This is a genomic window from Nocardia sp. NBC_01499, assembly GCF_045040275.1.
Taxonomy (GTDB): Bacteria; Actinomycetota; Actinomycetes; order Mycobacteriales; family Mycobacteriaceae; genus Nocardia.
On the sequence record NZ_CP109426.1, the window covers coordinates 6995113 to 7019581 of the forward strand.

Sequence of the window (24469 nt, forward strand, 5' to 3'; positions counted from 1 at the left end):
GTATCGAACAACGGTATATCAGAACTTGGCACGAACCGATCGGTTTCGATCACGAGTTCGCTTGTGCGCCAAGTCAGTTAGAGTAACAGCCATGCAAACCTCTCAGAGCGCGCCAAGCACCGCCCTGCTCGTGGTTGACCTGCAGGAGTGGATCGTCGACCTATCCCTGGTTCCGCGCACGGGAGCCGAGATCGTGCATGAGTGCGCTCGCCTGGTTGCTGCCTGTGCCGCGGCGGGCATACCGGTGATTCCCGTTCGGTATCTGCGCGAGGACGGCGCCGACGGCGGCGAAGACGCCCCCGAGAATCGTCTCGTACCGCAAATCTCTCCCGCTGCCGCAAAGGTATTGATCACCAAGAATGGGCTCGACGCATTCGAGGGCACTGCGGCGGACGGACGCGGCCTCGAGGACATTCTTCGAAATGACTACGGCGCCGATTCGCTGATCATCGCCGGAATTGCCACCCCGCACGGTGTCGGCGTCACCGCGATCTCGGCCGTGCAGAGGGGATTCCACGCCGCGGTGATCAGTGACGCGACCGGTGCCGGTAGCGACGAAGAGCACGAGGCCGCGCTCGCCAAGATGAAATCCGAGGGCGTTGTCGTGCTCACCGCCGCCGCCGTTTCTTTGTCATAACTCGTGACCGATCGCCGGTCGCAACAGCGTCGCCAGCACGTCGATGATGTGCTCCGCGTGGCTTGCGTCGCATACGGCGGCAATGTGCTGGTCGGGGCGCACGAGAACCACGAACGACCGGCGCCCCGGCTGGTGTCGCGGCCGCGGTGACCCGGATCGCAGGACCGCATCGGTGCCCAGGGTACGCAGCTCCACCAGATCTGGCACGCGCGCCCGGAGCCGGGCAACGAGCCGAGTGGCCTCCGGACCCGATGCGTCGTGACTGAGCAGCAGGGTAAAGCGCAGATCGGTGAGTGCGTCGCGCAATGTCATTGCGCGCCCGGTACTTTCATCCTTGATCAGGCGGTCGGGTACGAGTGCGCCCGTCCGGAATCCGGCGAACTGTCGTCGGCCGATACCGTGCGCCGACCGATACCGCACACGCAATCCGGCGAGCGCCGGTACAAAGATCAGTTCCGGCAGTCGCAGTGTGGACGCGGCGCGCAGCAGAACATCACGCGCCAGCACGTGTGCGCGTTTCCGAAGTAACCAGGCCCTGGTTTGTCTGTCGGCCTGCCGTACGACAGCGCGAGCCACTTCCGCACGCTCTGTCGCATAAGTGTCGAGCAGTTCGCTGTTTCCGTATCCGTGCCAGATCAATGCGATTTTCCAGGCGAGATTCTGGCTGTCCAGCACACCGGTATTGAGGCCCTGCCCGCCTGCTGGGCTGTGCGCGTGTGCCGAGTCACCGGCCAGCAGCACGCGCCCGGAGCGGAGGTGCTGTGCATGGCGCGCGTGCACGGAAAACGCACTCAGCCAGGTGGGGCTGTGCAGTATCACACCACCGGGGCCACGCTCGTCGACAAGTCGCTGAACCAGTTCGAGCGAAACGGAATCGCCGTCGAGATCCGGTGGCGCGGAAGTGAATACCCGATATCGGCCCGACGGCAATCCGGATATCACCAGAATGCCGCGCGCCGAACAATAGAAGTGGCTCGCATCGTGGCGAGGTGCGCCGGTGAGCCCGACATCGGCGACAACGAAGGTGGCGGGATAGGTGGCGCCCTCGAATTCGATGCCCATCAATTTCCGCACCGTGCTGCTCGCGCCGTCGCAGCCGATGACGAAGGAGAATTCCTCGGTGACCTCCGCGCCATTCGGCAGCCGCAACCGCGCCTTGACACCGTCTTCGGTGGCATCGAGCGCCGTGAGCTCGGTGCGCCATTGCACCGCACCGCCCGCTCGGCTGAGCGCGCCGGTCAACAGCGACTCGATCTCGGGCTGCGGCAGCACGACCGGCCGAGTCCGGCCGGTGAAACCGACCTGCGCGACGCGGCGGCCCTCGGAGTAGTAGTTCATCGAGTGAAAAGGCTTGGCGTGCAGCCGAATCTCGTCCGCACCGCCCACTCGGCGGAACAGTTCCAGCGCGCGCGGCCACACCGCGAGCGCCTTCGTCAGCGTCGACGGCCCGTCCGCCTTGTCGACGCACTGGACCGGCACACCCCGGCGCAGCAGTTCGGTGGCGGCGGCGAGACCGACCGGACCGCCGCCGACCACCAGAACTGGCCTGCCATCCGGCGTCATACAGTGCGCTCCGCGGGGCGCTGGACGACGGCCGCGGTGAAGCCGAAGCCGCCGCCGGAGCACATCGAGATCGCGATCTCACCGGAATCGAGCAGGCCGGTCAGCTCCGCGCAATTGGCGGCGAGGTCACCGGCGCCGAGATGGCCGGTCTTCTCACCCAGATCGAGGATCGTGCCGCCGGTGAGCCCGTCGAGTGCCTGGTAGTACACGTCGCGGCGGGTCTTCATCCAGACGCGGGGGACGGTGAGATACCTGATCCGTGGATCGTGCGGCGACAGCCCCGCATCGGCCAACGCGGTGGTGACCATGGTGCGGATCGCCTCGTGGGCCGCGCCTTTGAAGCCCTCGCCACCGAACTGCTCCAGGTACGCCTTCTTGGTGCGGCGCGCGTTGACGCGCGAGCTGTGCCAGCGTGGCGCCGGAGCGAACGCGTCGTCGCCCCGGTGCAGCGCTTCCGCCCACGAGATGGTCTGAATGGACAGCGCGAGCAAGGTGAGTTCGTCGCGCGCGTCATCGCGACGGCCGAGCAGGACCGCGGTCGCGCCGTCGCCGTAGTACACGCCGTAATCCCCGGCCCAGCGGTCGAAACCGGTGTCGTGGAAGCGATCAGCGGTCGTCGCGAGCACCAGGTCCGTGTCCGGGTCCGCCAGCAACCGGGCGGCCCCGAGTTCCAGCACGGCGCCACCACCGTTACACATGACCTGCACGCCGACGGCGTCCGCCGACTCCGCCCCCAGTGCGTGCACGATGTAATGCGCGGGCGACCAGAAGTCGTGCCCCTGATGGTGAATCCACGAGTGGATCCCCAGATCGATTGCGGTGCCGTCGATGTCAGCCGACTCCAGCGCCCGGCGCGCGGCGAGCACCGCCATTTCCGGCGCCGCGAGCTCATCGGAGACGGGCACGGCCGCGATACCCGAGTCGGCGAGGTCCTGGTCGGTCACCAGCCCACGCGCCACGGCGGCGTCGGCCGTTTCGAGGGTGTCGGGCAGCCAGGTCGTGACCGCCCGGATCCCCAATCCTGTACCGAGTTTCATGATTTCCTTCCAATCTTTTCGAGACCGATGCCGGTCAAGCCGTCGGCTCGGCGGGGCGCTGCACGACAGCGCAGGTGAAGCCGAATCCGCCACCGGCACTGATGGATAGCGCGATATCGCCGGACTCCAGGAGTCCGCCGAGTTCGGCGCAATTGGCGGCGAGGTCGCCCGCGCCGAGATGGCCGGTCTTCTCGCCGAGTTCGAGGATCCTGGCCGCGGTGAACCCGTCCAGTGCGTCGTAGTAGGTCGAGCGGCGCACCTTCATGCCGATGCGCGGCAGGGTGAGGTGGGTGATCCTGGCGTCCTGCGGCGACAAGCCCGCATCGTCGAGCGCGGTGCTGACCGCATGCCGCAGGGCGGCGTGCACGTCGCGCTGGAAGTCCTCGACACCGAACCGTTCCAGATACGCTTTCTTGGTGCGGCGCACGTCGATTCGTGCGCTGTGCTGGCGTGGTGCCTGGCTGAACGCGTCCGCTCCGCGATGCAGCGACTCCGCCCCGGAGACGGTCGCCGTGGTCAGCGCGAGCAGGGTGAGTTCGTCGCGCGCGTCGTCGCGGCGGCCGAGCAGGACGGCGGTCGCGCCGTCGCCGTAGTACACGCCGAAGTCACCGGCCCAGCGGTCGAACGAGGAGTCGTGGAAGCGATCGGCGGTCGTCGCGAGCACCAGGTTCGTGTCCGGGTCCGCCAGCAACCGGGCGGCCCCGAGTTCCAGTGCCGCGCCACCGCCGTTGCACATCGCCTGGACGCCAACAGCTTCCGCCGTGACCGCGCCCAGACTATGCGCGACGTAGTGCGCGGGCGACCAGAAATCGTGGCCCTGATGGTGAATCCACGAATGGACGACCAGACCGATTGTGGCGGGATCGATTCCGCTGGTGTCCAGCGCCCGCCGTGCGGCAAGCACGGCCATCTCCGGCGCGGCGAGGTCGTGCGACACGGGCAGTGCCGCGATGGCACCGTCGGTCAACTCCTCGTCCGTCAGCTGACCATGCGCCACGGCGGCGTCGGCTGTTTCGAGGGTGTCAGGCAGCCAGGTCGTGACCGACCGGATCCCCAGTCCCGCACCGAGTTTCATATCCGTACCGCCGCGGCCAGCGCCGGTCCCGGCAAGCTGTGCCAGCCGCGCACCGCCGCTTCGGCCCGCAGTACGGGATCGTCGCCGACGACCACCGCGGCTCCCGCCGCGCACAGCATCGCCAGATCCGAGCTGTGATCCCCGAGCGCGAGGCAGTCCGCCGCGGCGACGCCGGTGCGGGCAAGCAGGTCGTTGACCACGGTCGCCTTGCCCGCGTCGATGACCGTGGGGCGCAGCCGATCCTGGTACCGGCCGCCGTCGATCTCCGGCCCACCGCACAGCAGCCAGTCGGCGCCGAGATGGTCGGCGATCGGCCGCAGGCACGGTTCGAACGATCCGGATACCAGGGCGAGTCGCGCGCCACGGCGCTGCTGGTCCCGGCAGAGCTCCATCGCGGGCCGATGGAAGAGATCGCCCGTGGCAAGCTGGATGTCGAACCACTCGCGGCCGTGCCGCAGCACCTGCTCGACGCGCTGTCCGGCGAAGAATCGGTAGTAGGCCCGATTACTCGCCTCCCTCGACATCCCAGCGGCGGCCAGGCGGTCCAGTTCGGCCATCGCGCGGGCGAATCCGCCGGGCTCGGTCCGGTCGAGGTGGTATTCGAGAAAGCTGATCATGCTCTTGCCGGTGATCAGGGTCTGGTCGACGTCGGCGAAGACTATCGACGCTGGTCTTGGTGACATATGTTGGCCCCCTTGCTGATTCAGTAGCGACCGCCGACCGGGTCCGGGACCTCGGCCAGCATGGTCAGGTCGTCCTCGCACAGTGCTATCCGTGCGGCAGCGGCGTTCTCCCGCACATATCGCGGGTTCTTCGTGCCGGGGATCGCGATGACGTGATCGCCTTGCGCGAGCACCCAGGCCAGGGCGATCTGGGCCGGGGTCGCTGCTACCCGGTCCGCGACCGCGCGGATCACATCGACGATCCGCAGGTTCGCCATGAGCGCACCCCGTTGGAACCGCGGCATCGTCGCGCGCAGGTCCGAGGTATCGAAGTGCGGCACCGATACCGTGCCCGACAGGAAGCCCTGGCCGAGCGGGGCGGAGGCCACGAACGCCGCGCCCTGCGCCGCACACCAGCCGACCACGCTGTCGCCGGAGTGCCCGTTGCTGCCGGAAAGTGTTCCAGCACTGGATGTTCGGACCAGTGGAGCCTTGGTCCACAGGGACAGCTCGGACTGGATCGCGGTCACCGGGTGGATGTGCTGGGCCTGGTCGGCTTCGGCGACGGTGACCTCGGACAGCCCCAACCGGCGCACCTTGCCCGCGGTGACCAGTGCGGCCATCGCGGCCCAGGTCTCGGCCAACGGCACGGCAGGATCGATGCGGTGCAAGTAGCACAGGTCGATGGTGTCGATGCCGAGCCGGCGCAGGCTGGCATCGACCGCCGCCTCGACATGCTCGGGTGAACCGTCCCGGTGCACCTGCTTGGTCTGCGGATCGTCCACCACCAATCCCACCTTGGTGGCGATCACGACCTCGGATCGGCGACCGGCGATCGCGCGGCCGACGAGCTCCTCATTGTGCCCGTCGCCGTAACAGTCCGCGGTGTCCACAAGGGTCATGCCCAAGTCGAGAGCGGTCCGGATAGTCTCGGCCGACCGGTCGTCGTCCCGCGCTGACGCCCGGGCGGCCCGGCTCATCCCCATGCAGCCGAGGCCGAGCGCCCCGACCTGTGGTCCCGTCGTTCCCAATGTCCTTGTCAACAAAGGTCTTTCCCTTTTGGTCGTCGTGTCCGTGTGTCGTCAAGCCGCGGTGAGTACCAGTGCCGCGTTGTTACCGCCGAACCCGAGTGAGGTGCTGACCGCGGCCTTCACCCGCATGCCGCGTTGCGCGCCGGTGACCAGGTCCAGGTTGATTTCGGGGTCGATATCACGCAGGTTCACCGTCGGCGGCACCGTGGCGTGCTGGATGGTCAGTGCGGTGTAGATCGCCTCGATCGCGCCCGCGCCGGCCAGTGGGTGGCCGGTGATGCCCTTGGTCGAGGTCACCGCGGCGTCGGTGCCGAAGAGCCTGGTCAGGGCGCGCGCCTCGACGGCGTCGTTGATCGGGGTCGAGGTGCCGTGTGCGTTGACGTAGGCGATATCCGCCGCGTCGAGCTGTGCGTCGAGCAACGCTGCCCGCACCGCCCGCTCGAGGCCCGCGCCCTGTGGATCAGGGGCGGTGGCGTGATGGATGTCGCTGGCCGAGCCGAAACCTGTTATCAGAGCGTGGATTCGGGCGCCGCGAGCACGGGCGTCGGCAGCGCGTTCCAGCACCACCATGCCGGCGCCTTCCGCCGCGACGAACCCATCCCGGCTCACATCGAACGGGCGCGACGCGGTCGCGGGATCGTCGCGGCGCTTCGACAGCGCGCCCATCTGATGCAGTGCGGCCATCGTCGCCGGGCTCAGCGCGGACTCGGTGCCACCGGCGATGACCACATCACACACCTGTGAGTCGAGCAGTCCGCGAGCCACCCCGATCGCGGTCGCACCCGAAGCGCAGGCCGTCGCGGTGGTCAGGCTCGGGCCGAGCGCACCGCAGTCCATCGCCACGTATCCGGTCACCATATTGACCATCCCCATCGGGATCATCAGCGGCGAAACGTCTTCGGCTCCGCTGTCCTGAAAGACCCGGTGCTGGGCCTCGAAGGTTGCGGTGCCGCCGAGCGAATTGCCGATCACGACACCGACTCTGGTGCCGTCCCAGGCCGCGGTGTCGTGGCCCGAGCCGGTGACGGCCTCCCGCGCGGCGATCATCGCCAGTTGCACGAACCGGTCGAGCCGCCATGCCAGCTGACGGCCGAACAGTTCGTTCGCGTCGAATTCCGGTACCCGGCAGGAGAAGTCGACCGGCTGCCCGGCCAGCGTCGGATCGGTGCGCGCGGCCGGCGCCCCGGCGCAGATGCGCGCCCAGTTGGCCGCGACCCCGATCCCCGCCGCGGTGGCCAGGCCCATGCCGGTGATCGCTATATCGAAGCGGCTCATCGTAATTCGGCGGTCTTCGCATCCACGAGCGTTGCCATCTCGATGATCGAGTACGAGGGATCGCGCTCCGCCTCGTTGAGGGTGATGCCGAATTCCTTCTTGAGGGCAAGGGCGAACTCGACGAGGGTCAGCGAGTCGACCTCCAATTGCTCAAAGGTGATCTGCTCGCTGAACTGCAGCACCGGCACGCCGAACTTCTCGTCGAGCAGGCGGCAGATGCGTGCGGCGGTGGTCATTGCGCGTTCTGTGGTGGTCATTTCGTTTTCCCTCCGTATTGTTTCTCTTGGTATTCCGGGTAAAACGGTGCGACGGCCACATCTGGCCAGCGCAGTGCCGTCGAACCCCAGGTCAGACCGCCGCCGAAGCCACTGAGGACCACACGGTGGCCCTCGCGCAACGTTGCACCCAGGACGGCATCGGCCAGGGCAAGTGGAATCGAGGCGGCGACTGTATTGCCGACTCGGTCGAGGTTCACCACGACCGAGTCGTGATCCATGCCCAATTGGTCGGCGACCGAGTGCAGGATCCGTAGATTCGCTTGATGCGCGACCAGGCGGTCGACCTGGTCGATGCTCCAGTTCGTTTGTTTCAGAACAGATGTGGCGGACTCGGTCATGCTCACGACGGCGCGGTAGAAGACGTCCCTGCCCTGCATCGTGAAGTAGCGCTTCGCCGCGGCGACCGAGTGCGGCGTCGACCGCTCCCGCGAGCCGCCTGCGGGCACCGTGATCAGGTCGGCGTGCTCGCCGTCGCTGCCGAGGTCGAAACCGAGCAGTGCACCCGGTTCGTCCCGCTCGCCCGCCCGCAGCACCACCGCGCCCGCGGCATCGCCGAAGATCGCGCGGGTGGTCCGGTCGGCCGGGTCGATGATGGTGGAGAAGGTGTCGGCACCGATCACCAAGGCCCGCTGGGTGATTCCCAGCGCGATCTGTCCGGCGGCCACCGCGAGGGCGTAGACGAATCCGCTGCAGACGGCGGCGATGTCGAAGGCGGGCACCCCGCCGAGGCCGAGCCGCCAGGCAACGGCGGGAGCCGTTGCCGGACAGGGATGGTCGGGCGTGCTCGTCGCGAGGACGACCAGATCCACCCGGTGGGTGTCCGCCGACGCGAGTGCGCGCTGTCCGGCCTCGACCGCCAGATCCGAGGTGGCAGAACCTGGTTCGATGACGTAGCGGGTGGCGATTCCGGTTCGGGTGCGAATCCAGTCGTCCGAGGTGGCAAGCACGTCGGCCAGGTCCGCATTGGTGACCAGGTGCGGCGGCAGCGCCGCGCCGAGGCCGGCGAGGACGGCGGCGCGGGTCATGCCGCACCGGCGATCCGGGCGTCGGCGGATTCGGGCAGCCGCGCGGTCGACAGCCGCCCGCTCGCGATCACGTTGCCGCGCTGGTGGAAGACCACCAGATAGGTGCGGGTGCCGGGGGTCAGGCCGGGGCGGCCGTGATCGTGTGGATGGACGACGACCTCGGTCGGCGCGTCCAGTTCGGCGTATTTGGAGAATGCGAGGTCGAAACCGACCATCGCCGTGCGGGCTGGTGCGTCGCCGAACAGTGCCCGGCCCGCCAGCAGGCACAGCTGCTGTGCCGCGTCGGTCAGCACCATGCCGGGCAGGTGGTCCTGCGGGTGGTCGAACATGCTCCGGTTATCGACCGCGAGCCGGACCGTGGCCCGCGCCCCGCCGTCGCGCAGCACCGGATCCCGAAGCAGGACATTCGCCGGGTTCGTGCGGCCGACCAGTTCGGGTGCGACGGTGGCCGGGGTGGCGACGGCCTCGGTCGACAGCACCGGAGCGCCGGTGCGCCCGCTGCCGCGCAGATGGGCGTAGGCACTGCTGGACAGATACCCGACCTCGATGGTGACCCCGCCGATCACCTGTTCGCCGAGCGTCATCGTGATGTCGTAGCCGAGCGTCCGCGGCGCGCGCCCGTCGGTGCGTCGCCTGCGTGTCGTCACGAGCATGGACAGGTGCGTCGACGTCTGCCGAACCGTCGGCGCGACCAGTCCGGGCAGCCACATCGACCACGACCGCAGAATGAACTTCTGATCCGCGTCGACCCCCTCGAAGACGTGGCCGCTGTAGGTCTCGGCCTGCCTGCAGCACTCCAGGAGCAGCACCGGATCGACGAGCGCCGAGCCGGCCAGATGGTCGCCGTAGTACGGATGGGCCGTCGGCAGCTTGGCCGCCACCGCGTAACCGTCACCGGCCGCCGCCCGGCCGTCGGTGATGAACACCTCGGACGCCGCGCGGCGATGCAGCAGTGCGCGGTCGACGGTCCGGCGGTAACTGAGCTGCGGCAACACGCTTGCCGTTTCTTTCTCAGTGGTTGCTAGCACGATGAACTCCTCGCAATCAGTACCTGACCAAGGTTGTTGGCAGCGCCTTACATTTCGCTGTCATGGCGCTTTCGGCGCTGGTCAGGACGATTTTCGAGGAGCGGGCCTGCATCGATCGGGGTCTGCGCCGTCCCCTGACGGCGCAGACCCCCGGTTTCACACCCTTACGGTGCTGGTGAATGCCGAGTCGAACGTGGTTCTCGTCTCGAGGCACCGTTCATCCAGTTCGGCAGCGTTCGCCGCGTCGATGAACGCCAGGCCCAGGTCCAGTGCGTCGAGCAGTGAGCTTGTTGCCGGGTACTCCTTGCCGGAAGCGGCGTTGATCGCGACCTCCAGCACGCCGGGGATGCTCGAGAAGTCAGCCGCGACAGGTGCTTTCGCGCACCTGCCCGGCTGGCTCAGGCTGAAGAAGATGATCGCGCCCTGTCGATTCAGTGCGTAATCTCCGCCCGCTTCCGACAATTGGCCGATGCCGAACTCGGCGGCGATGTATTCGCATTCCCGATGTATTTGCGAGGTGCCGGTGAGCTTGAATGTCTTCAGCGGCACCTGTTCCAACACGGCGGCCGCGGCGGACTACCTACCCGAGGCTGTGCCGCAGCATCAGCCTCGGATCTGACTCACTCAGGCGTCGGTAGCGGGCGGGAATCCGCCGGTGGCGATCGGTCCCCAGCGATCGATGTGGACGCGGATCAGTGACTTGTTCTGGCGGACCATTGCCTCGCGATATTCGTTCCAGTCGGGATGCTCGCCCGAGATGCAGCGAAAGTAGTCGATGAGGCCGTCGAGGGCCTCAGGCATATCCAGGACTTCGGCTCGCCCGTCGACCTGAACGTAGGGGCCGTTCCAATCGTCGGAGAGGACGCAGAGCGACACCTGCGGGTTGCGGCGGGCGTTATGGGTTTTGGCTCGGGTCGGGTAGGTGGAGATGGCGATGCAGCCCTGCGAGTCGAGCCCACAGGTCACCGGGGAGAGTTGCGGTGTGCCGTCGGCGCGAGTGGTGACCAGTACGGCGCGGTGCCGTGGTCGTAGGAACTCCAGCAGCGCGGACTGTTCGACTGTGTCGGCGGTGGCGATACGTGGCATCTGTCCATCCTGACACCGCACCAACGGTCGACCAATGTCACAGCGCGTTCCACAAGATCACGCAGCTCCACCAACAGATCTGGACGACCCGGTGCAGGTTCAGGCGGTCATCGCGGCACTTCATCTGCTTGGGCGGTCAGGGCTTCCACGCGGCGTTTCAATGCCTGATTGAAGGCTTCGAACCCCTCATCTCCGCCAGCCGGTCCTTCCTTGGTCAGCCGGGCCAGCAGCCCGCTGAAGTGCTCGCGGTGCGTCAATCTCGTGCCGCCGTCGGGTAATTCGGTAAGCACGAACTCGTGAACGCCGGTGTAGATCGCATGGGGCAGCCAGGCGGCACCGGGAATCACCGCCGCCCACGCCAGTCGCACACCCGGTGTCGCCTCGAGGATGGGCGAGTGCACGACGTAGGGCTTTCGGTCGGGCGGTCCCAGGGTGACTCGCAACCGCTGGCCGACCTCGGCGCGTCCTTGGAGGTCTTGGATGTAGGTCGTCCATGTCGGATAGCGCGGGAAGTCGGTCAGCACGTCCCATACCCGCTGTGGATCCGCCGGAATGTCCACGACTGCTTCGATCGTTCGCATGCAGGGCAAGGTACTCGATTGTTGTACTGAGTGTAAACATGAACTAAGTACAATTTTGGTGAACATTGTGACTATGCTCGTGATATGGACACCGAAGTCGGCAACCCGCCCGAAGTGGGGCTGCGAGCCCGTAAGAGGGCGCAGACCTGGCGGACCATCCGCGCCGCGGCCCTGACCCTGTTCGAAGAGCGCGGGTTCGACGCGGTGACCGTCGATGAGATCGCCGCCGCGGCCAACGTCGCACGTGGGACCTTCTTCAACTACTTCGAAAGCAAGGATGCGGTCGTCGTCACCTACGGCCCGCACGAGGCCGAGGTCCAGCGCCGACTGATGGAGCAACGGCCGCCGCATGAGCCGCTGTGGGATTCGATGGTGGGTATCATCCTCGGCTACCTCGACGAGTTCGAAGCGGAGATCGTCGTTCATCTGCGCCTGAAGTCCGGCTCACCCACGCTGTCCCGAGCCGCCCGGCCGATGACCGACCGGCTGGTGATCGACCTGCGCACCTGGGGGCTCGAACGTCATCCCCACCTGTCCGAGCCGGAGATCATGCTCGTGATCAACGTCGCGGTCACCACCCTCGGAACCGCCGTCCACTACTGGCAGGTAGACAAACCCGCGGCAGCCCGGATCGCCGCGGTGCGCGCAATGCTGGACCACGTCGGCGCCGGCCTCGCGGCGACCGGCTAGACAACGTCGTGCCCGATCGAGTTCGTCGCAACACCGTTCGGGCGCAACCGAACTCGAGTCGGATCAGCTGGTCCCGTCGCGCGTCCGCCGAAACGCAAGGTGTTGCTGCTGTCCGCAACCGACGCGGCCAACATATTGCAGCGAGGAAAGTTGGGTGGTGGTCAAATGACACCCCAGCGATTTCGACCTCCTGGACTCGCTGTTCGCTGATGTCGAAGACTACGTTTCCGATCCGCAGCTGCGGGCCGAGGCTGGTGGACTCGGCGACGAACAACTACGCCAACGCGCCGTCGCAACCTACGACCGCCTGTTCGGAGCCAAGAACCGTGAATAGTCGGGACGGACGGCGGGAAACTGAGGAGGTGCGGTGCGGAACTGGAGTCAGCTCGTTGCGACCCTTGCTCAATTGCAAGAACGCGCAGCGACATTGCGTGCGGAACCGTGGCGATCCGCACCACCGAACCCGCCCGCCACTGATGCCGATATCTCTGCGTCTGAGCAACGGTTGGGCGTCTTGTTCGACGACGCCTACCGGGATCTGCTGCGCACCTGCAACGGCTGGCCGGTATTCGGCAGCAGCCATCTGTACGGCACCAACGATCTCGCTGTCAGCGACCTGTGGGGCATCAACAACGACGCGATCGCTGAATATTTCGCCAGCGAAGGACGCGATGCAACGAAAGCTCCCGACGGTCACAGGTTCGTCCTGATCGCACACGACAACTCCACGTCCCGCTTTGTTGTGGCCGCTTTCCCCACCTCGACTCGTGAACAGTCCAGTCGGTGCTACGACTGCCAATCCGGTGAAGACACTCCCTTCGACGACATCTACGCCTGGGCGCAGTTCGAATCACGGGGCATCACCATCGGTCTCGACGAGGCCATCGCCGAGGTCGCCGAGCCGTGACCGACGCACCCGCCGGCAGCAAACCATCTCGGGAGACGGTTCCATGGTCACTTACGGAAAGGGTTATGTTCAGTGTCCGAATCCGAGTTGATATATTTTGCGACAAAGAGCTCGCCGGAGGCTGAGGCTCGAGAGATTGCGCGTGTCCTCGACGGCAATGTTGGTACGCACGAAGACGACGGTGGGTTATACGTTAGTAGGCCTTCGAAATTTGGGAGCGGATTTGTCGGAGGGCCTGTTTATTGGAATATTTACAATGAAATGCATGATAATGGCTGGGAGCTGTCAGCCCCCGACGCCTATCGTATTGTTTTTCAGATCAGATGCGATCGAAATATCTTAAGGGCTGAGTCGAGTCGAATATTTGATGAGCTCATGGCATCCCGTCCAGACGTTCCAATGATACTTACGCATAATCTGGATATATTGGCGGCATCGTATGTTCCCGGTCATGGCGTGAAACTCTTTGCAGAAAACACTACTATCGATGTGCAAGACGAATACGTGTGGCGTGAGTGGGTGGTCACACCCGAGTAAAAGTGTTGGGTCTGCCGGGCCCGAACCCGATGCTGAACAAAGACACTCGCCCACCTTCGAGTGTTCGAGATCCTAGGTCACCTACTAGAGGGCTGGGAGGTGCCGTCGGCGCGAGTGGTGACCAGCACGGTGCGGTGCCGTGGTCGTAGGAACTCCAGCAGCACGGACTGTTCGACTGTGTCGGCGGTGGCGATATATGTGGTATCTGTCCAGCCCGTCGCGCAGGTACGGTTAAGTGTCGGTCGTGCCGCCTACGATTGCGGCGGGACCGCGAATGCCGGTCCCCGGATACGCCGAGGCCCTGCCAGAGGTGGACTCCAGCAGGGCTTCGGATTTGTCTTGGCGGACGTTTCTGATTGTCCCCACATGCTACGACAACCTACTGACGAGTTCAGTGTTCAGGTTGTGGGTCTGTCGGGTTTCTCCTGTTGGCAGCTCTCTCGGTGTATCTGCCTTCCGAAAGCAGGAGAAATATCAGGATGGAAGAAGACTTCGACGCCGATGCAGGCGCTACGGGGGACCCGGATGCTCGGATTGCCGCTGTCGTCCCGGGTGAGTTCGTCGTGTACAACACCGAGGACGGCCGCACCGAAGTTCAGCTCCGTACTGTCGACAGCACTGTGTGGCTGACGCAGCGCGCGATGTCGGATCTGTTCGACAAGAGTGTGCCGACCATCAATGAGCACATCAAGACCATCTATGCCGACGGCGAGTGTGTGATGGAGGCAACTATTCGGAAATTCCGAATAGTTCGTTCGGAAGGCGAGCGCGAGGTCGAGCGCGAGATCGAGCACTACAACCTCGATGTCATCCTCGCCGTCGGCTACCGTGTTCGTTCGCCGCGGGGCGTGCAGTTCCGGCGCTGGGCCACGACCGTGCTGCGCGAGTACCTGATCAAGGGTTTCGCGATGAACGACGCCCGGCTGAAGGATCCGCAGGGCGTGGACTATTTCGACGAACTGCTTGCCCGGATCCGGGACATCCGCGCCTCGGAGAAGCGGTTCTACCAGAAGGTGAAAGAGGTCTTCTCTGCGTCCAGCGTCGATTACGACCCGAAAGTCGCTGTCGCGCAGACGTTCTTCAAGACGATCCAGAACAAGCTGCTGTTCGCGGTGTCCGGCCACACAGCGGCGGAAGTTATCGTGAACCGCTGCGACGTAAACGAGCCGAACATGGGTCTGACCAGTTGGAAGGGCAGCATCGTCCGCAAGGGTGACGTGGACATCGCGAAGAACTACTTGGCGGAGAAGGAAATCGGGGACCTCAACCGGCTCACCACAATGTTCCTCGACTTCGCCGAGGATCGAGCCGCGCGGCGCGAGCAGATCACAATGGCGGACTGGGTGACGCAGACCGACCGCTTCCTCCAGTTCTACGAGCGCGGCGTGCTGCGGAACGCGGGTGTCATCTCGGCCGAGGAGGCTAAGCGAATCTCCGCGGAACGCTACGAGGAGTTCGACCTGCGCCGTCGACAGATCGAGGACGAGGCTGACGACGTCGAGGTCCTCGAGGCCGTGCAGCGTGAGATCGAGAAGCGTTCGGAATAACTGACGTACAGGTTCGCAACCTGCGGCCATGACCGCAGGTTGCGACTGCGGAGCCATCATCTGACCGGTCGGTGGCAGATGTATCGGTTGGTTCTTGGGAGCTGGCGGATAGATCAGGCGGTCTGCGTGTCGAGCGGGATCGCCGTGCCACGCAGGTGGGTCAGTACCTCTTCCATCGCGTCGAGGTCGCTCTGGGAGAACAGCTCCTCGGGACCACGTGGTGCCAGGCCACTGAATGGGGGATCGTAGAGTGCTCCGACGTCGACCACGCCGTTCTTGCTGATCACCTTGACCAACAGCCGTAAGAAGTCCAGCTGGTTCGCCGAAAGTGTACGGCCCGACTGAAATTCGTCGAAGGCGGCCACAGCTGCCTCTTCATCGAGACCCGCAACCGCCCGCAGGAACAGCCCCAGCTGACCATCATGCTCCGATTTGGCGAGTTCCACGTCCTCGACGGTGCCGCATCCTTCCGCGATGAAGATCCTCTCCAGGAAGGCCACGTCCATCGTGGTGATCTGCCTGTTACGCCGGATCTTCTGTACGGCGATCTGGTCGTAGTGCTCGGTCAGGTAGGCGCGGACCTTGGCTTCGAATCGTGCCTTGCCGCGAATCCCGGTGAGCGCGGTGAGTTCCTGAATACGCAGCTGGCCGAGCTCGTCCTCGAAGTCGGTGTAAACGGGGCTGCGTCGGGCCGGGGTGATGTTGGAGACAAGGGTGCGCAGGCGCCGGCGCAGCGTCTCCAGCATGGGGAGAGTGACGTCTTCCCACCAGGCGTCGGAGCAGACGTCTTCCAGCAGGGCGTGGTGTCTTGCGACGGCTGGAATATTTTGCAAGCTCGGGCTGAGCAGCTCGGCTGCGACCTCTTGCACCTGGTTTTCAATGCCGGAAAGCCGGGCTCGCCGGTAAGGCTCGCGTATTGCAGGCGCAGCAGCAGGTAGTCGAAGCGCTTGGCCTGCGGGCTGTTGCCGTCCTCGATGAATTCGGTGGGCAGCCCGGCGATCTGGTCGAGTTCGGTGCGCATCTCGGGTGTGATGCGCTGCCAGGCGGCGGTGTCGGTGAATGCCTCGACTTGCCGCAGCTTGCGTCCGACTTCAATGCCGTTCGGATTCATTCCCGCGACCTGCTGATGCAAGGTCTGCGCGACTTGCCAGCGGACATCGCAGACGCTCTGCGGTTCGCCGTCGGGGATCTCGGCCGGAGTTTCGCCGGGGTCCTGTAGCCGGTCCAGCTCCAGCAGCAGGTCCGCGCGTCGTTGGAACAGCTTCTCGCGTAGCGAGATCGTGGCGCGTCCCTCGGCGGTGGGCAGGTTCTGGTTGAAGTATTCGACGTTCTGGCACAGGTCGAACACTACGAATCCGGTCTTGTTCTCCCCTGGGCCATATAGATTATCGCAGCGCCGGGTGCCGCGGCCGAGCATCTGCCAGAACTTGGTCTTGGAGCGGACCATCTTGGCGAACACCAGGTTCACCACGGCGGGCACGTCCAGACCGGTATCCAGCATGTCAACTGAGATGGCGAGATACGGTGCGCTGCCTGGCATTTCGAACTTGTCGATGAGGCTCTGCGCATTGTCGGCCTGGCTGGTGATGATGCTCGCGAACGTGCCGCGATAGTGTGGGTAATTCAAATCGAAGCGTTCGGCGATGAGCTTGGCGCGCAGTGTGTTGCGCGCGAAGACGATCGTCTTGCCGATGTGCTCGCCGGTGTCGACCTTGAGACCTTCGGTCATCACGGCTTCCAGCATCTTGTCGACAGTGTCGGCGTTGAACAGGAACTTGTTGAGGTCGTCGGCGGCGACCTCGTCGGGGACGCCGTCGTCGTCGGCGGACCAGTCCGCCGCCTCCCACTGCTCCTGCTCCTCGTCGGAGAGCTCGTCGTACTTGATGCCGGATCGCTGGAACTTCAACGGCACGTCTACGACAAGGGGCGGCACCAGGTTCTTTTCGGCTACGGCGTCGTCGAGGTCGTAGTTGTCGGTCGGTGACGGCGGGACCTCGACGCCCCAGGTCGAAGTCGTCGGCGAGTTCGTCACCGTCGATCGCCTGCAGACCCGCGGATTCGGATTGTGAGACCGTGGAGGGATGAATCGGCTCGGGAACGCGACCTCGCCCTACCTGCGGCAGCATGCGGAGAATCCGGTGCACTGGCAGGAGTGGGATGGGCAGGCTTTGGCGGAGGCGCGGGAGCGGGATGTGCCGATACTGCTGTCGGTGGGGTACGCGAGCTGCCACTGGTGTCATGTGATGGCGCATGAGTCGTTCGAGGATGTGGCGACTGCGGAGTTGATGAACGCGAACTTTGTTTGTGTGAAGGTGGATCGGCAGGAGCGGCCTGATCTGGATGCGGTGTATATGAATGCCACCGTTGCGATGACGGGGCAGGGTGGGTGGCCGATGACCTGCTTTCTTACTCCGGCGGGGGAGCCGTTTTACTGCGGGACCTACTATCCGAAGTTGCCGCGTGGGGGGATGCCGTCGTTTACGCAGTTGCTCACCGCGATCACCGAGACGTGGCAGCAGCGGCGCGATGAGGTGCACAAGGCGTCCGCGCAGGTGACCGAGGCGTTGCAGGCTCAAGCGGCGGGGCTGCCTGACTCGGATCTGGTGATCGGTGTGGAACTGCTCGACCATGCGGTCGCCGCGGTGTTGCGGGATGAGGATCCCGAGCACGCGGGATTTGGTGGGGCGCCGAAGTTTCCGCCGTCGGCGCTGTTGGAGGGGCTGCTGCGCAGTTGGGAGCGTACCGGCGATTCGGCCGTGCTCGCGGCGGTGACGCGGACGACCGAGGCGATGGCGCGTGGCGGGATCTATGACCAGTTGCGTGGCGGTTTCGCGCGTTACTCCGTCGATCCCGCCTGGGTGATACCGCATTTCGAGAAGATGCTCTATGACAACGCCCAATTGCTGCGCGCCTATGGGCATTTGGCGCGGCGCGCGGCAGCGGATCAGCCGGAATCGCTGGCGCACAGGGTGACTCGTGAGACCGTTCAGTTCCTGCTCGACGATCTGGGTACCGAGCAGGGCGGCTTCGCCTCGGCCCTCGACGCGGACACCCATCTCGAACCAGGTGAGCCGGGGGTGGAGGGTGCGACCTATGTCTGGACCCCTGCCGAGCTGGTCGGCGAACTCGGGCCGATCGACGGTGCTTGGGCCGCAGAGTTTTTCGGTGTGACGACCGGTGGGAACTTCGAACAGGGCACCTCGGTGCTCACCCGATACGCCGACCCCGCACCCGCCGACAGCGATCGGCTCGAACGAATCCGCGCTGCCCTGCGCAAGACTCGCGACGGGCGACCGCAACCGGACCGCGACGACAAGGTGGTCACCGCGTGGAACGGCATGGCGATCACGGCATTGGCCGAGGCGGGAGCCGCGCTCGGTGAAGACGACTGGATATCGGCCGCGGTGCGCTGCGCGCGATTCCTGTTGTCCGAGCACGTGATCGACGGCCGCGTGCGCCGCGCCTCGCTGAACGGCACGGCGGGAACGTCACCCGGCGTGCTCGAGGACTATGCCTGGCTCGTCACCGGCCTGCTCGCCCTGCATCAGGCCACCGGCGAACTCAGCTGGCTCGACGACGCACAACGCTTGCTGGACACCTCGATTCAGCACTTCGCCGACCCCGGCATTCCCGGCAGCTGGTACGACACCGCCGACGACGCCGAAACCCTGGTCACTCGCCCCCGTGATCCCGTCGACGGCGCCACCCCCGCCGGTGCGTCCTCCCTCGCCGAGGCACTGCTCACCGCGGCGGCCGCCAGCGACCCCGACCGCGCCGTCCCCTACTTCGCACTGGCCGAACAGACCCTCCAGCGCGGCGCGGTCGTCCTGGCTCGCGCCCCGCGCTCCGCGGGCCAGTGGCTCACGGTCGCCGAGGCAGCCCTGCGCGGCCCCCTCCAGATCGCCATCGCCACCGAATCACCCAGCAGGGCAACCGAACTGCTCGCCACCGCCCGTGCCACCGCCCCCGGCGGCTCGGTAATCCTCGCCGCCCCACCGAACTCGGTTCCCCTGCTTGCCGACCGCCCACTACTGGGCGGCGAGCCCGCCGCCTACGTCTGCCGCGGCTCGGTCTGTGATCTTCCGGTAGCGACTACGGCCGAGCTGCGCGCAGCCTTGGAGCGGACGTAGGCGCAGCCGCGTTGCAAGTCCGCGGCGTGCGTCCAGGCACGGTTGGTCCTGCGCCGCTCCCGAGTCCACAGCCGCCAGTCTGTGACGCGGCCAGGGCGGGGCCGCCCGCCGCCTACGTCTGCGGCGGCTCGGTCTGTGACTTGCCGGTGGCGACTACGGCCGAGCTGTGCGCGGCCTTGACTACGGCCGAGCTGTGCGCGGCCTTGGAGCGCATCTAGGCGCTGCTTCGTGGTGAGCCCGCCGCCGCACCCCGCTACCGATAAGCGACCACGGCTGAGCAGCCTCGGAGCGGCGATAGCTGGCGCTGTTCTGGGCGAGGGGAGGGCCATCAGTCGGTTTCCGTTGCGGCGGTGCGGAGTTCGGCTACACCGCTGCGGTCTGTCGTCGGATCGGCGGTGCCGCTCGGTGCGGCGATTTGCGCACCGTTCGCGCTCGGGTCGGCCGCGCGCTCGTCGAGGTCGGTCCAGCAGGCCGTCGGTTTCTTCATGCCGCGCAGCAGGATCGTTTGGTAGAGCGTCCATTTCGCGCGTTCGTGCGGTGCCGAGTCTTCGATGGCGGAGCCGCTCACCAGGATTCGGCGCGGGACCTCTTTGGCCTCGGTGGTGAGGCGGGCTGCCTCGTTGACGGCGTCGCCGATGACGGTGTACTCGAGCCGGGTGTCGGAGCCGATATCGCCCGCGAAGACCGGGCCGTGCGCGACACCGATGCCGATGTCGAGTTCACCCGCCGCGACCACTTCGTCGCGGATCCGGCGGGCCGCGCGCAGGGCGGGAGTCGCGTTGTCGCGCAAGGCGATCGGTGCGCCGAAGATGCACAGCGCCGCGTCGCCCTCGAACTTGTTGACCAGGCCGTTGTTCTCCTCGGTGGCGGCGACGACGGTTGCCAGCAGCCGGTTCAGCTTGGCGACGAACTCCTCGGGCGCCAGCCCGGTGGACAGCTCGACCGACCCGGTCACGTCGACGAACAGCGCGGTCACCATCCGCACGTCACCGGTCAGGTCGAGCCCACCGGCCAGCGCGCGCTCGGCCACCTCGGTGCCGACGTGCCTGCCGAACACATCCCGCATCCGTTGGCGCTCAAGCAGATTCGCCACCAGCTCGTTGACCGAGTTCTCCAACCGCCCGATCTCGCTGGTGCTGCCCACCGCGACGTGCACGTCGAGATCGCCGCCGGTGATCCGATCCAGCGCTCGGCGCAACGTGCGCATCGGCGTGGCCACCGCGCGGGCCAGGAAGGCGGTGGCGAGTGCGCCGACGCCGAGACCGACCACCGAGAGCAGGATCGCGGTTCGCACGCGATCGCTCGGGTCCGCCACCGGATTGCCGAGCACCACGATCAGCATCAATAGCGGCAACGCCGCGGCCACCGCCCAGCTCACCACGACCCGGACCAGCACCGAGGAACTCCAGTGCATGGTCGGCCCGAGCACCGCGGCGACGATCGGAATGGTCGGCCGGATCAGCCGGTCAACGATGAGGAAGGTCAGCCCCACCGATTCGATCCCACCGAAGGTGAACAATGACGCCAGCACCGCCGGGTCGTTGCCCGGTGCCAAGCGCATGAGCGACACGGTGGCCACGATGACGCCGGTGATCCACACCGCGGACGCGCGCATGGTGATGCTGATCGGCAGTCGCAGTAGTTGCCGCGCTTCCTCCTCGGTCGGTTTACGTCCCTGATCGAGCCAGCCGAAATGGTGGGACCGATCCCGGACCGCGAGCACGACCCCGGCCAGGAAGCCGAGCGTCGGATAGATGCCTGCCAGTGCGATGTGTCGTATCCAGTCCGAGCCGAGCCTGCTGAGCGACCCGCTGAGCCACAGCTCGGTGATGATGACGGCAAGGCCGCTGAGATTGGCGGTGATCACCACCGCCGCGAGACCCGCGCGGGCTTTGAGCGCCCAGATGACCAGCTTGGCGATCATGGCGTTCGCACATTCACGCCGGTCTGCCCGACGCCGCGAACGACAGTGACTAGGAACACGAACGAGCAGCTTAGCCGTCTGTGCTGGTCAACGGAGCACGACGAGCCAGACCGCCACGTAGTGAGTGAGCGCGGCGAGCACCGTCGCGGCGTGGAAGAATTCGTGATGGCCGAAGACGGTCGGCCACGGGTTGGGCCATTTGGTGGCGTAGAGAATCGCACCTCCGCTGTAGAACAGCCCGCCGACCAGCAGCAGGATCAGCGGCGCGATGCCGATCTGGCTGTTGAGCTGCCCGGCGACCGGCACGATGGCCCAGCCGAGCAGCAGATAGAGCGGCACGCCGACCCAGCGAGGGGCGGTGGGCCACAACAGTTTCAGCGCGACACCGGCCAGCGCGCCCGCCCACACCACGATGAGCAGCGTCTGCCCGGTGCGCCCGGGCAGACCGAGCAGGGCGAACGGGGTGTAGCTGCCCGCGATGAACAGGAAGATCATCGAATGGTCCGCCCGCTTCATCCGGATGCGGGCCCGCGGGGTCGGCCAGGTCACCCGGTGATAGACCGCGCTGATGCCGAACAGTCCGCACACCGTCAGCCCGTAGACCGCGGTGGACCAGCCCGCGGTCGCCGAGATGGTGGCCGCCTTGGCGACGAGCACGATGGCGGCGATGGCCGCGATGCCGACCGCCCAGGTGTGGATCCAGCCGCGCATCCGGGGTTTGCCGAGCGCCTCGACCAGCGACTCCGACCCCGAGCCGTCGACCACTTCGGTGTCTGCGGCGCCGACCGATTCGGACACGAGCTACCTCCTGGTTGAACTCACCGGTAACCTACGGAACCGTAGGTTTTGCCCCTCCGCCACTGTACCGGGAGACCCGGTCGCTGCCAGGATCTCGCCCGTGGGGCGTAGGGTGGCCGCGTGGAGCTTCCGGTTCAGGTGCGGGGTTTGCCGTATCGCATCTACGAGGCCCGGCTCATGAAGCAGCTGGCCGGCAAACAACATCCCCGCCACGTCGCGGTGATGTGCGATGGTAATCGCCGGTGGGCGCGCGAGAACGGTTTCACCGACGTGAGCCACGGTCATCGGGTCGGCGCGGTGAAGATCGCCGAACTCGTCGGCTGGTGTCAGGCCGAGGGCATCGAGATGGTCACCGTCTATCTGCTCTCCACCGAGAACCTGCAGCGCGACCCCGACGAGCTGGAGACGCTGTTCGAGGTGATCACCGACGTGCTCGAGGAACTGTCGGCGCCGGAACAGAATTGGGGCGTGCGGATCGTCGGCTCGCTCGACGGGTTCCCCGAGCTGATCGCCAAGCGCCTGCGCACGGCCGCCGAACGCACCGAGGGACGCGACGGCGTGCACGTGAACGTCGCGGTCGGCTACGGCGGCAGGCAGGAGATCACCGACGCGGTGCGCTCACTCGTCCGTCAGGAGATCGCGGCGGGCGAGACCGGCGAGGATCTCGTGCAGTCGATCACCGTGAACGCCATCGGCCAGCACCTCTATACCTCCGGACAGCCGGACCCGGATCTGGTCATCCGAACCTCGGGGGAGCAGCGACTCTCCGGTTTCCTGCTGTGGCAGAGCGCATACTCGGAGATATGGTTCACCGAGGCATACTGGCCGGAATTCCGGCGCGTGGACTTCCTGCGGGCACTGCGCGACTTCGCGGCACGGCACCGGCGCTTCGGCCTCTGACACCCGCCCTGCGGCATCAGCATTGCGCGGTCTGGCATGAGTGACCTCGACAGCCGCTCCGGCGGACACCAGGACGCGCCATCCAAGGCGACAGAGCCTGTGCCGTACATCAGCTACGAGGAGTTCGGGCGGAAGTTCCTCGAATACGCCGCCACCGAGCAGCGCATCCTCGGCGCGTTCGACCAGTTGACCGGTGCCGCCTTCGATTTCGGCCCGATCGGGGTCGGGCCGGGTCGGTTGGCGAAGGCGAGCGCGCAGGTGCAGCTCGGTCAGGCGGTGGTGCGTCGCGATATAGACGACGTGATCTCGTTCGCGCTGAAGATCCCGCTGAGCGTCGACATGCTCATCGATCTCGCGCTGGACAAACATCGATTCGAGGTGGACGGCCACATTCATCTGCACCTGGTTGTGCGGGCCGCCGAGCCGCTGCGCGTGGTCATCGACATCGCGACGCCGCGGTCGAGCGATGTCCGCATCAATGTGGCCACCGACACCATTCGCGGGAACCTGCTACGTATCCTTGCCAGCGTCGATCAGGAGATCCGGCGATTCGTCGCCCGCTATATCGCCAAGGAGATCGACAAACCGCACATTGCCGCGGCCCGCGATATCAATGTGGCCAAACGCCTCGACGATGCGTGGAAATTGTAAGCGGGATCACAATTTGCGCAGTCGCAGTCTATTGATGGCGTGGTCGGCGTCCTTGCGCAACACCAGAGTTGCGCGCGGGCGGGTCGGCAGAATGTTCTCTACCAGATTCGGGCGGTTGGTGTTGTTCCAGATCTCCTGCGCGGCATGGGTCGCCTGCTCGTCGGTGAATCCGGCGTAGTGGTGGAAATGCGCGTTCGGGTTCGCGAAGGCGGTCTCGCGCAGCGCGAGAAACCTTTGCACATACCACTTCTCGATGTCCTCGATGCGGGCGTCGACGTAGATCGAGAAGTCGAACAGGTCAGAGACCATCAGCCGCGGCCCGGTCTGCAGCACGTTCAGGCCCTCGACGATGAGAATGTCGGGCTGGTGCACGCAGTGGAACTTGCCTGGCACGATGTCGTAGGAGATGTGCGAGTACACCGGCGCGCACACCTCGGCCGCGCCCGACTTCACCTCGGTGACGAATCGCAGCAGCTTGCGGCGGTCGTAGCTCTCCGGGAAACCCTTGCGGTGCATGATGCCGCGGCGAGTGAGTTCGGCGGTGGGATAGAGGAATCCGTCGGTGGTGACCAGATCCACCCTCGGATGGTGGTCCCAGCGGGCGAGCAGCGCCTGCAGCACGCGGGCGGTGGTCGACTTGCCGACGGCGACGCTGCCCGCGACACCGATCACGAAGGGCACCTGCTGATCGGGGTGCGTCTCGCCGAGGAAGGTCGCGGTCGCCGCGAACAGCCGCTGGCGCGCGGCCACCTGGAGGTGGATGAGTCGAGCGAGCGGCAGATAGACCTCCGCTACTTCTTCGAGGTCGATCTGTTCGCCGAGACCGCGCAGGCCGCGCAGTTCTTCCTCGGTGAGCACCAGCGGAGTCGACTTACGCAGTGTGCGCCACTGTTTCCGGTCGAATTCCACATACGGACTGGGCTCGCTCATTCGTCCCACTTACCCGACGCTCCCGTTCGGCAAACGCGTACACATACCGTGTCGGCTCCGTGCGATTCGGTCTAACTCTGCCCGCATAACCGAATTCTGCTCTGCGTCAACAGCGTGGGAAAAGCGGGGTACCGATACGGGGGTAACCGGGTCGAAGCTGAGTGCATTTCGCCGGGC

25 protein-coding genes are annotated in these 24469 nt (G+C 65.9%); 8 read left to right on the forward strand and 17 right to left on the reverse strand.

Annotated elements, in window-relative coordinates:
- The first annotated feature begins 91 nt into the window (after positions 1-91).
- Entirely contained in the window at positions 92-637 is a 546-nt protein-coding gene (locus OG203_RS32025) for a cysteine hydrolase family protein (RefSeq protein ID WP_405160959.1), read from the forward strand.
- Here OG203_RS32025 and OG203_RS32030 read toward each other — a convergent pair.
- The 12 genes from OG203_RS32030 to OG203_RS32085 all read right to left on the reverse strand — a co-directional run bounded on the left by OG203_RS32030 (position 632) and on the right by OG203_RS32085 (position 11278).
- Positions 632-2200 carry an FAD-dependent monooxygenase gene (locus OG203_RS32030; RefSeq protein ID WP_405160960.1) on the reverse strand — a complete coding sequence of 523 codons (1569 nt, stop codon included), beginning with the start codon at positions 2198-2200 and terminating at the stop codon, positions 632-634. The two genes, OG203_RS32025 and OG203_RS32030, sit on opposite strands and share 6 nt — an antisense overlap.
- Positions 2197-3237, reverse strand: a complete 1041-nt coding sequence (locus tag OG203_RS32035; protein ID WP_405160961.1) for a ketoacyl-ACP synthase III family protein — start codon at positions 3235-3237, stop codon at positions 2197-2199. The genes OG203_RS32030 and OG203_RS32035 overlap by 4 nt, the downstream gene beginning before the upstream one ends.
- Positions 3238-3271: 34 nt before the next feature.
- On the reverse strand, positions 3272-4312 hold the full coding sequence (locus OG203_RS32040; RefSeq protein ID WP_405160962.1) for a ketoacyl-ACP synthase III family protein: 1041 nt from the start codon (positions 4310-4312) through the stop codon (positions 3272-3274).
- The gene (locus OG203_RS32045) at positions 4309-4995 is read right to left on the reverse strand and encodes an HAD family hydrolase (RefSeq protein WP_405160963.1); all 687 of its coding nucleotides are present in this window, start codon (positions 4993-4995) and stop codon (positions 4309-4311) included. The genes OG203_RS32040 and OG203_RS32045 overlap by 4 nt, the downstream gene beginning before the upstream one ends.
- 20 nt (positions 4996-5015) lie before the next feature.
- Entirely contained in the window at positions 5016-6020 is a 1005-nt protein-coding gene (locus OG203_RS32050; RefSeq protein WP_405160964.1) for an aldo/keto reductase, read from the reverse strand.
- Positions 6021-6056: 36 nt separating this feature from the next.
- A complete protein-coding gene (locus tag OG203_RS32055; protein ID WP_405160965.1) occupies positions 6057-7280 on the reverse strand; it encodes a beta-ketoacyl-[acyl-carrier-protein] synthase family protein in 1224 nt (407 codons plus the stop codon).
- Positions 7277-7537: an acyl carrier protein gene (locus OG203_RS32060; protein WP_405160966.1), complete on the reverse strand. Its 261-nt coding sequence runs from the start codon at positions 7535-7537 to the stop codon at positions 7277-7279. The genes OG203_RS32055 and OG203_RS32060 overlap by 4 nt, the downstream gene beginning before the upstream one ends.
- Positions 7534-8583, reverse strand: a complete 1050-nt coding sequence (locus tag OG203_RS32065) for a beta-ketoacyl-ACP synthase III (RefSeq protein ID WP_405160967.1) — start codon at positions 8581-8583, stop codon at positions 7534-7536. The genes OG203_RS32060 and OG203_RS32065 overlap by 4 nt, the downstream gene beginning before the upstream one ends.
- Positions 8580-9611 (reverse strand): AfsA-related hotdog domain-containing protein, encoded by a 1032-nt coding sequence (locus OG203_RS32070; protein WP_405160968.1) that lies wholly within the window; start codon positions 9609-9611, stop codon positions 8580-8582. Before OG203_RS32070 ends, OG203_RS32065 begins: the two co-directional genes overlap by 4 nt.
- Before the next feature lie 156 nt (positions 9612-9767).
- Positions 9768-10169: a hypothetical protein gene (locus tag OG203_RS32075; RefSeq protein ID WP_405160969.1), complete on the reverse strand. Its 402-nt coding sequence runs from the start codon at positions 10167-10169 to the stop codon at positions 9768-9770.
- 66 nt (positions 10170-10235) lie between these two features.
- Entirely contained in the window at positions 10236-10697 is a 462-nt protein-coding gene (locus tag OG203_RS32080) for a PPOX class F420-dependent oxidoreductase (protein WP_405160970.1), read from the reverse strand.
- A gap of 107 nt (positions 10698-10804) precedes the next feature.
- Positions 10805-11278: an SRPBCC family protein gene (locus tag OG203_RS32085; protein ID WP_405160971.1), complete on the reverse strand. Its 474-nt coding sequence runs from the start codon at positions 11276-11278 to the stop codon at positions 10805-10807.
- An 84-nt stretch (positions 11279-11362) separates the two neighbouring features.
- On the opposite strand from OG203_RS32085, the gene OG203_RS32090 reads away from it, so the two are divergent.
- The 4 genes from OG203_RS32090 to OG203_RS32105 all read left to right on the forward strand — a co-directional run bounded on the left by OG203_RS32090 (position 11363) and on the right by OG203_RS32105 (position 14959).
- Positions 11363-11968 (forward strand): TetR family transcriptional regulator, encoded by a 606-nt coding sequence (locus tag OG203_RS32090; protein WP_405160972.1) that lies wholly within the window; start codon positions 11363-11365, stop codon positions 11966-11968.
- A gap of 190 nt (positions 11969-12158) precedes the next feature.
- On the forward strand, positions 12159-12302 hold the full coding sequence (locus tag OG203_RS32095) for a hypothetical protein (protein ID WP_405168068.1): 144 nt from the start codon (positions 12159-12161) through the stop codon (positions 12300-12302).
- 33 nt (positions 12303-12335) lie between these two features.
- On the forward strand, positions 12336-12875 hold the full coding sequence (locus OG203_RS32100; protein WP_405160973.1) for an SMI1/KNR4 family protein: 540 nt from the start codon (positions 12336-12338) through the stop codon (positions 12873-12875).
- A gap of 1016 nt (positions 12876-13891) precedes the next feature.
- The gene (locus tag OG203_RS32105; RefSeq protein ID WP_405160974.1) at positions 13892-14959 is read left to right on the forward strand and encodes a virulence RhuM family protein; all 1068 of its coding nucleotides are present in this window, start codon (positions 13892-13894) and stop codon (positions 14957-14959) included.
- Between the two features lie 113 nt (positions 14960-15072).
- On the opposite strand, the gene OG203_RS32110 is transcribed toward OG203_RS32105, so the two are convergent.
- Both OG203_RS32110 and OG203_RS32115 read right to left on the reverse strand, forming a co-directional pair.
- Positions 15073-15603: a type I restriction-modification enzyme R subunit C-terminal domain-containing protein gene (locus OG203_RS32110; protein ID WP_405168069.1), complete on the reverse strand. Its 531-nt coding sequence runs from the start codon at positions 15601-15603 to the stop codon at positions 15073-15075.
- The gene (locus OG203_RS32115) at positions 15525-16991 is read right to left on the reverse strand and encodes a helicase-related protein (protein WP_405160975.1); all 1467 of its coding nucleotides are present in this window, start codon (positions 16989-16991) and stop codon (positions 15525-15527) included. The genes OG203_RS32110 and OG203_RS32115 overlap by 79 nt, the downstream gene beginning before the upstream one ends.
- A gap of 49 nt (positions 16992-17040) precedes the next feature.
- Between OG203_RS32115 and OG203_RS32120 the strand changes: the two genes are divergently transcribed.
- A complete protein-coding gene (locus OG203_RS32120; protein ID WP_405160976.1) occupies positions 17041-19089 on the forward strand; it encodes a thioredoxin domain-containing protein in 2049 nt (682 codons plus the stop codon).
- 328 nt (positions 19090-19417) lie between these two features.
- Here OG203_RS32120 and OG203_RS32125 read toward each other — a convergent pair whose 3' ends face one another.
- Both OG203_RS32125 and OG203_RS32130 read right to left on the reverse strand, forming a co-directional pair.
- Positions 19418-21013 (reverse strand): adenylate/guanylate cyclase domain-containing protein, encoded by a 1596-nt coding sequence (locus tag OG203_RS32125; protein ID WP_405160977.1) that lies wholly within the window; start codon positions 21011-21013, stop codon positions 19418-19420.
- Between the two features lie 87 nt (positions 21014-21100).
- The gene (locus tag OG203_RS32130) at positions 21101-21724 is read right to left on the reverse strand and encodes a hemolysin III family protein (RefSeq protein WP_405168070.1); all 624 of its coding nucleotides are present in this window, start codon (positions 21722-21724) and stop codon (positions 21101-21103) included.
- Between the two features lie 207 nt (positions 21725-21931).
- On the opposite strand from OG203_RS32130, the gene OG203_RS32135 reads away from it, so the two are divergent.
- Together OG203_RS32135 and OG203_RS32140 are read left to right on the forward strand one after the other, a co-directional pair.
- Positions 21932-22711 (forward strand): isoprenyl transferase, encoded by a 780-nt coding sequence (locus OG203_RS32135; protein ID WP_357381248.1) that lies wholly within the window; start codon positions 21932-21934, stop codon positions 22709-22711.
- A gap of 36 nt (positions 22712-22747) precedes the next feature.
- Entirely contained in the window at positions 22748-23362 is a 615-nt protein-coding gene (locus tag OG203_RS32140) for a hypothetical protein (RefSeq protein ID WP_405160978.1), read from the forward strand.
- 6 nt (positions 23363-23368) lie between these two features.
- Here the strand turns inward: OG203_RS32140 and coaA are convergent, their stop codons facing one another.
- On the reverse strand, positions 23369-24301 hold the full coding sequence (coaA, locus tag OG203_RS32145) for a type I pantothenate kinase (protein WP_405160979.1): 933 nt from the start codon (positions 24299-24301) through the stop codon (positions 23369-23371).
- Positions 24302-24469 lie beyond the last annotated feature (168 nt).

Excerpts from the sequence above, each read along its gene's own strand:
- OG203_RS32140 (WP_405160978.1), top strand. The coding sequence starts at position 22,748 with ATGAGTGACCTCGACAGCCGCTCCGGCGGACACCAGGACGCGCCATCC.
- OG203_RS32045 (WP_405160963.1), bottom strand. The coding sequence starts at position 4,995 with ATGTCACCAAGACCAGCGTCGATAGTCTTCGCCGACGTCGACCAGACC.
- OG203_RS32060 (WP_405160966.1), bottom strand. The coding sequence starts at position 7,537 with ATGACCACCACAGAACGCGCAATGACCACCGCCGCACGCATCTGCCGC.
- OG203_RS32025 (WP_405160959.1), top strand. The coding sequence starts at position 92 with ATGCAAACCTCTCAGAGCGCGCCAAGCACCGCCCTGCTCGTGGTTGAC.
- OG203_RS32090 (WP_405160972.1), top strand. The coding sequence starts at position 11,363 with ATGGACACCGAAGTCGGCAACCCGCCCGAAGTGGGGCTGCGAGCCCGT.
- OG203_RS32080 (WP_405160970.1), bottom strand. The coding sequence starts at position 10,697 with ATGCCACGTATCGCCACCGCCGACACAGTCGAACAGTCCGCGCTGCTG.
- OG203_RS32040 (WP_405160962.1), bottom strand. The coding sequence starts at position 4,312 with ATGAAACTCGGTGCGGGACTGGGGATCCGGTCGGTCACGACCTGGCTG.
- OG203_RS32130 (WP_405168070.1), bottom strand. The coding sequence starts at position 21,724 with ATGCGCGGCTGGATCCACACCTGGGCGGTCGGCATCGCGGCCATCGCC.
- OG203_RS32105 (WP_405160974.1), top strand. The coding sequence starts at position 13,892 with ATGGAAGAAGACTTCGACGCCGATGCAGGCGCTACGGGGGACCCGGAT.
- OG203_RS32035 (WP_405160961.1), bottom strand. The coding sequence starts at position 3,237 with ATGAAACTCGGTACAGGATTGGGGATCCGGGCGGTCACGACCTGGCTG.
- OG203_RS32085 (WP_405160971.1), bottom strand. The coding sequence starts at position 11,278 with ATGCGAACGATCGAAGCAGTCGTGGACATTCCGGCGGATCCACAGCGG.
- OG203_RS32055 (WP_405160965.1), bottom strand. The coding sequence starts at position 7,280 with ATGAGCCGCTTCGATATAGCGATCACCGGCATGGGCCTGGCCACCGCG.
- OG203_RS32030 (WP_405160960.1), bottom strand. The coding sequence starts at position 2,200 with ATGACGCCGGATGGCAGGCCAGTTCTGGTGGTCGGCGGCGGTCCGGTC.
- OG203_RS32125 (WP_405160977.1), bottom strand. The coding sequence starts at position 21,013 with ATGATCGCCAAGCTGGTCATCTGGGCGCTCAAAGCCCGCGCGGGTCTC.
- OG203_RS32120 (WP_405160976.1), top strand. The coding sequence starts at position 17,041 with ATGAATCGGCTCGGGAACGCGACCTCGCCCTACCTGCGGCAGCATGCG.
- OG203_RS32065 (WP_405160967.1), bottom strand. The coding sequence starts at position 8,583 with ATGACCCGCGCCGCCGTCCTCGCCGGCCTCGGCGCGGCGCTGCCGCCG.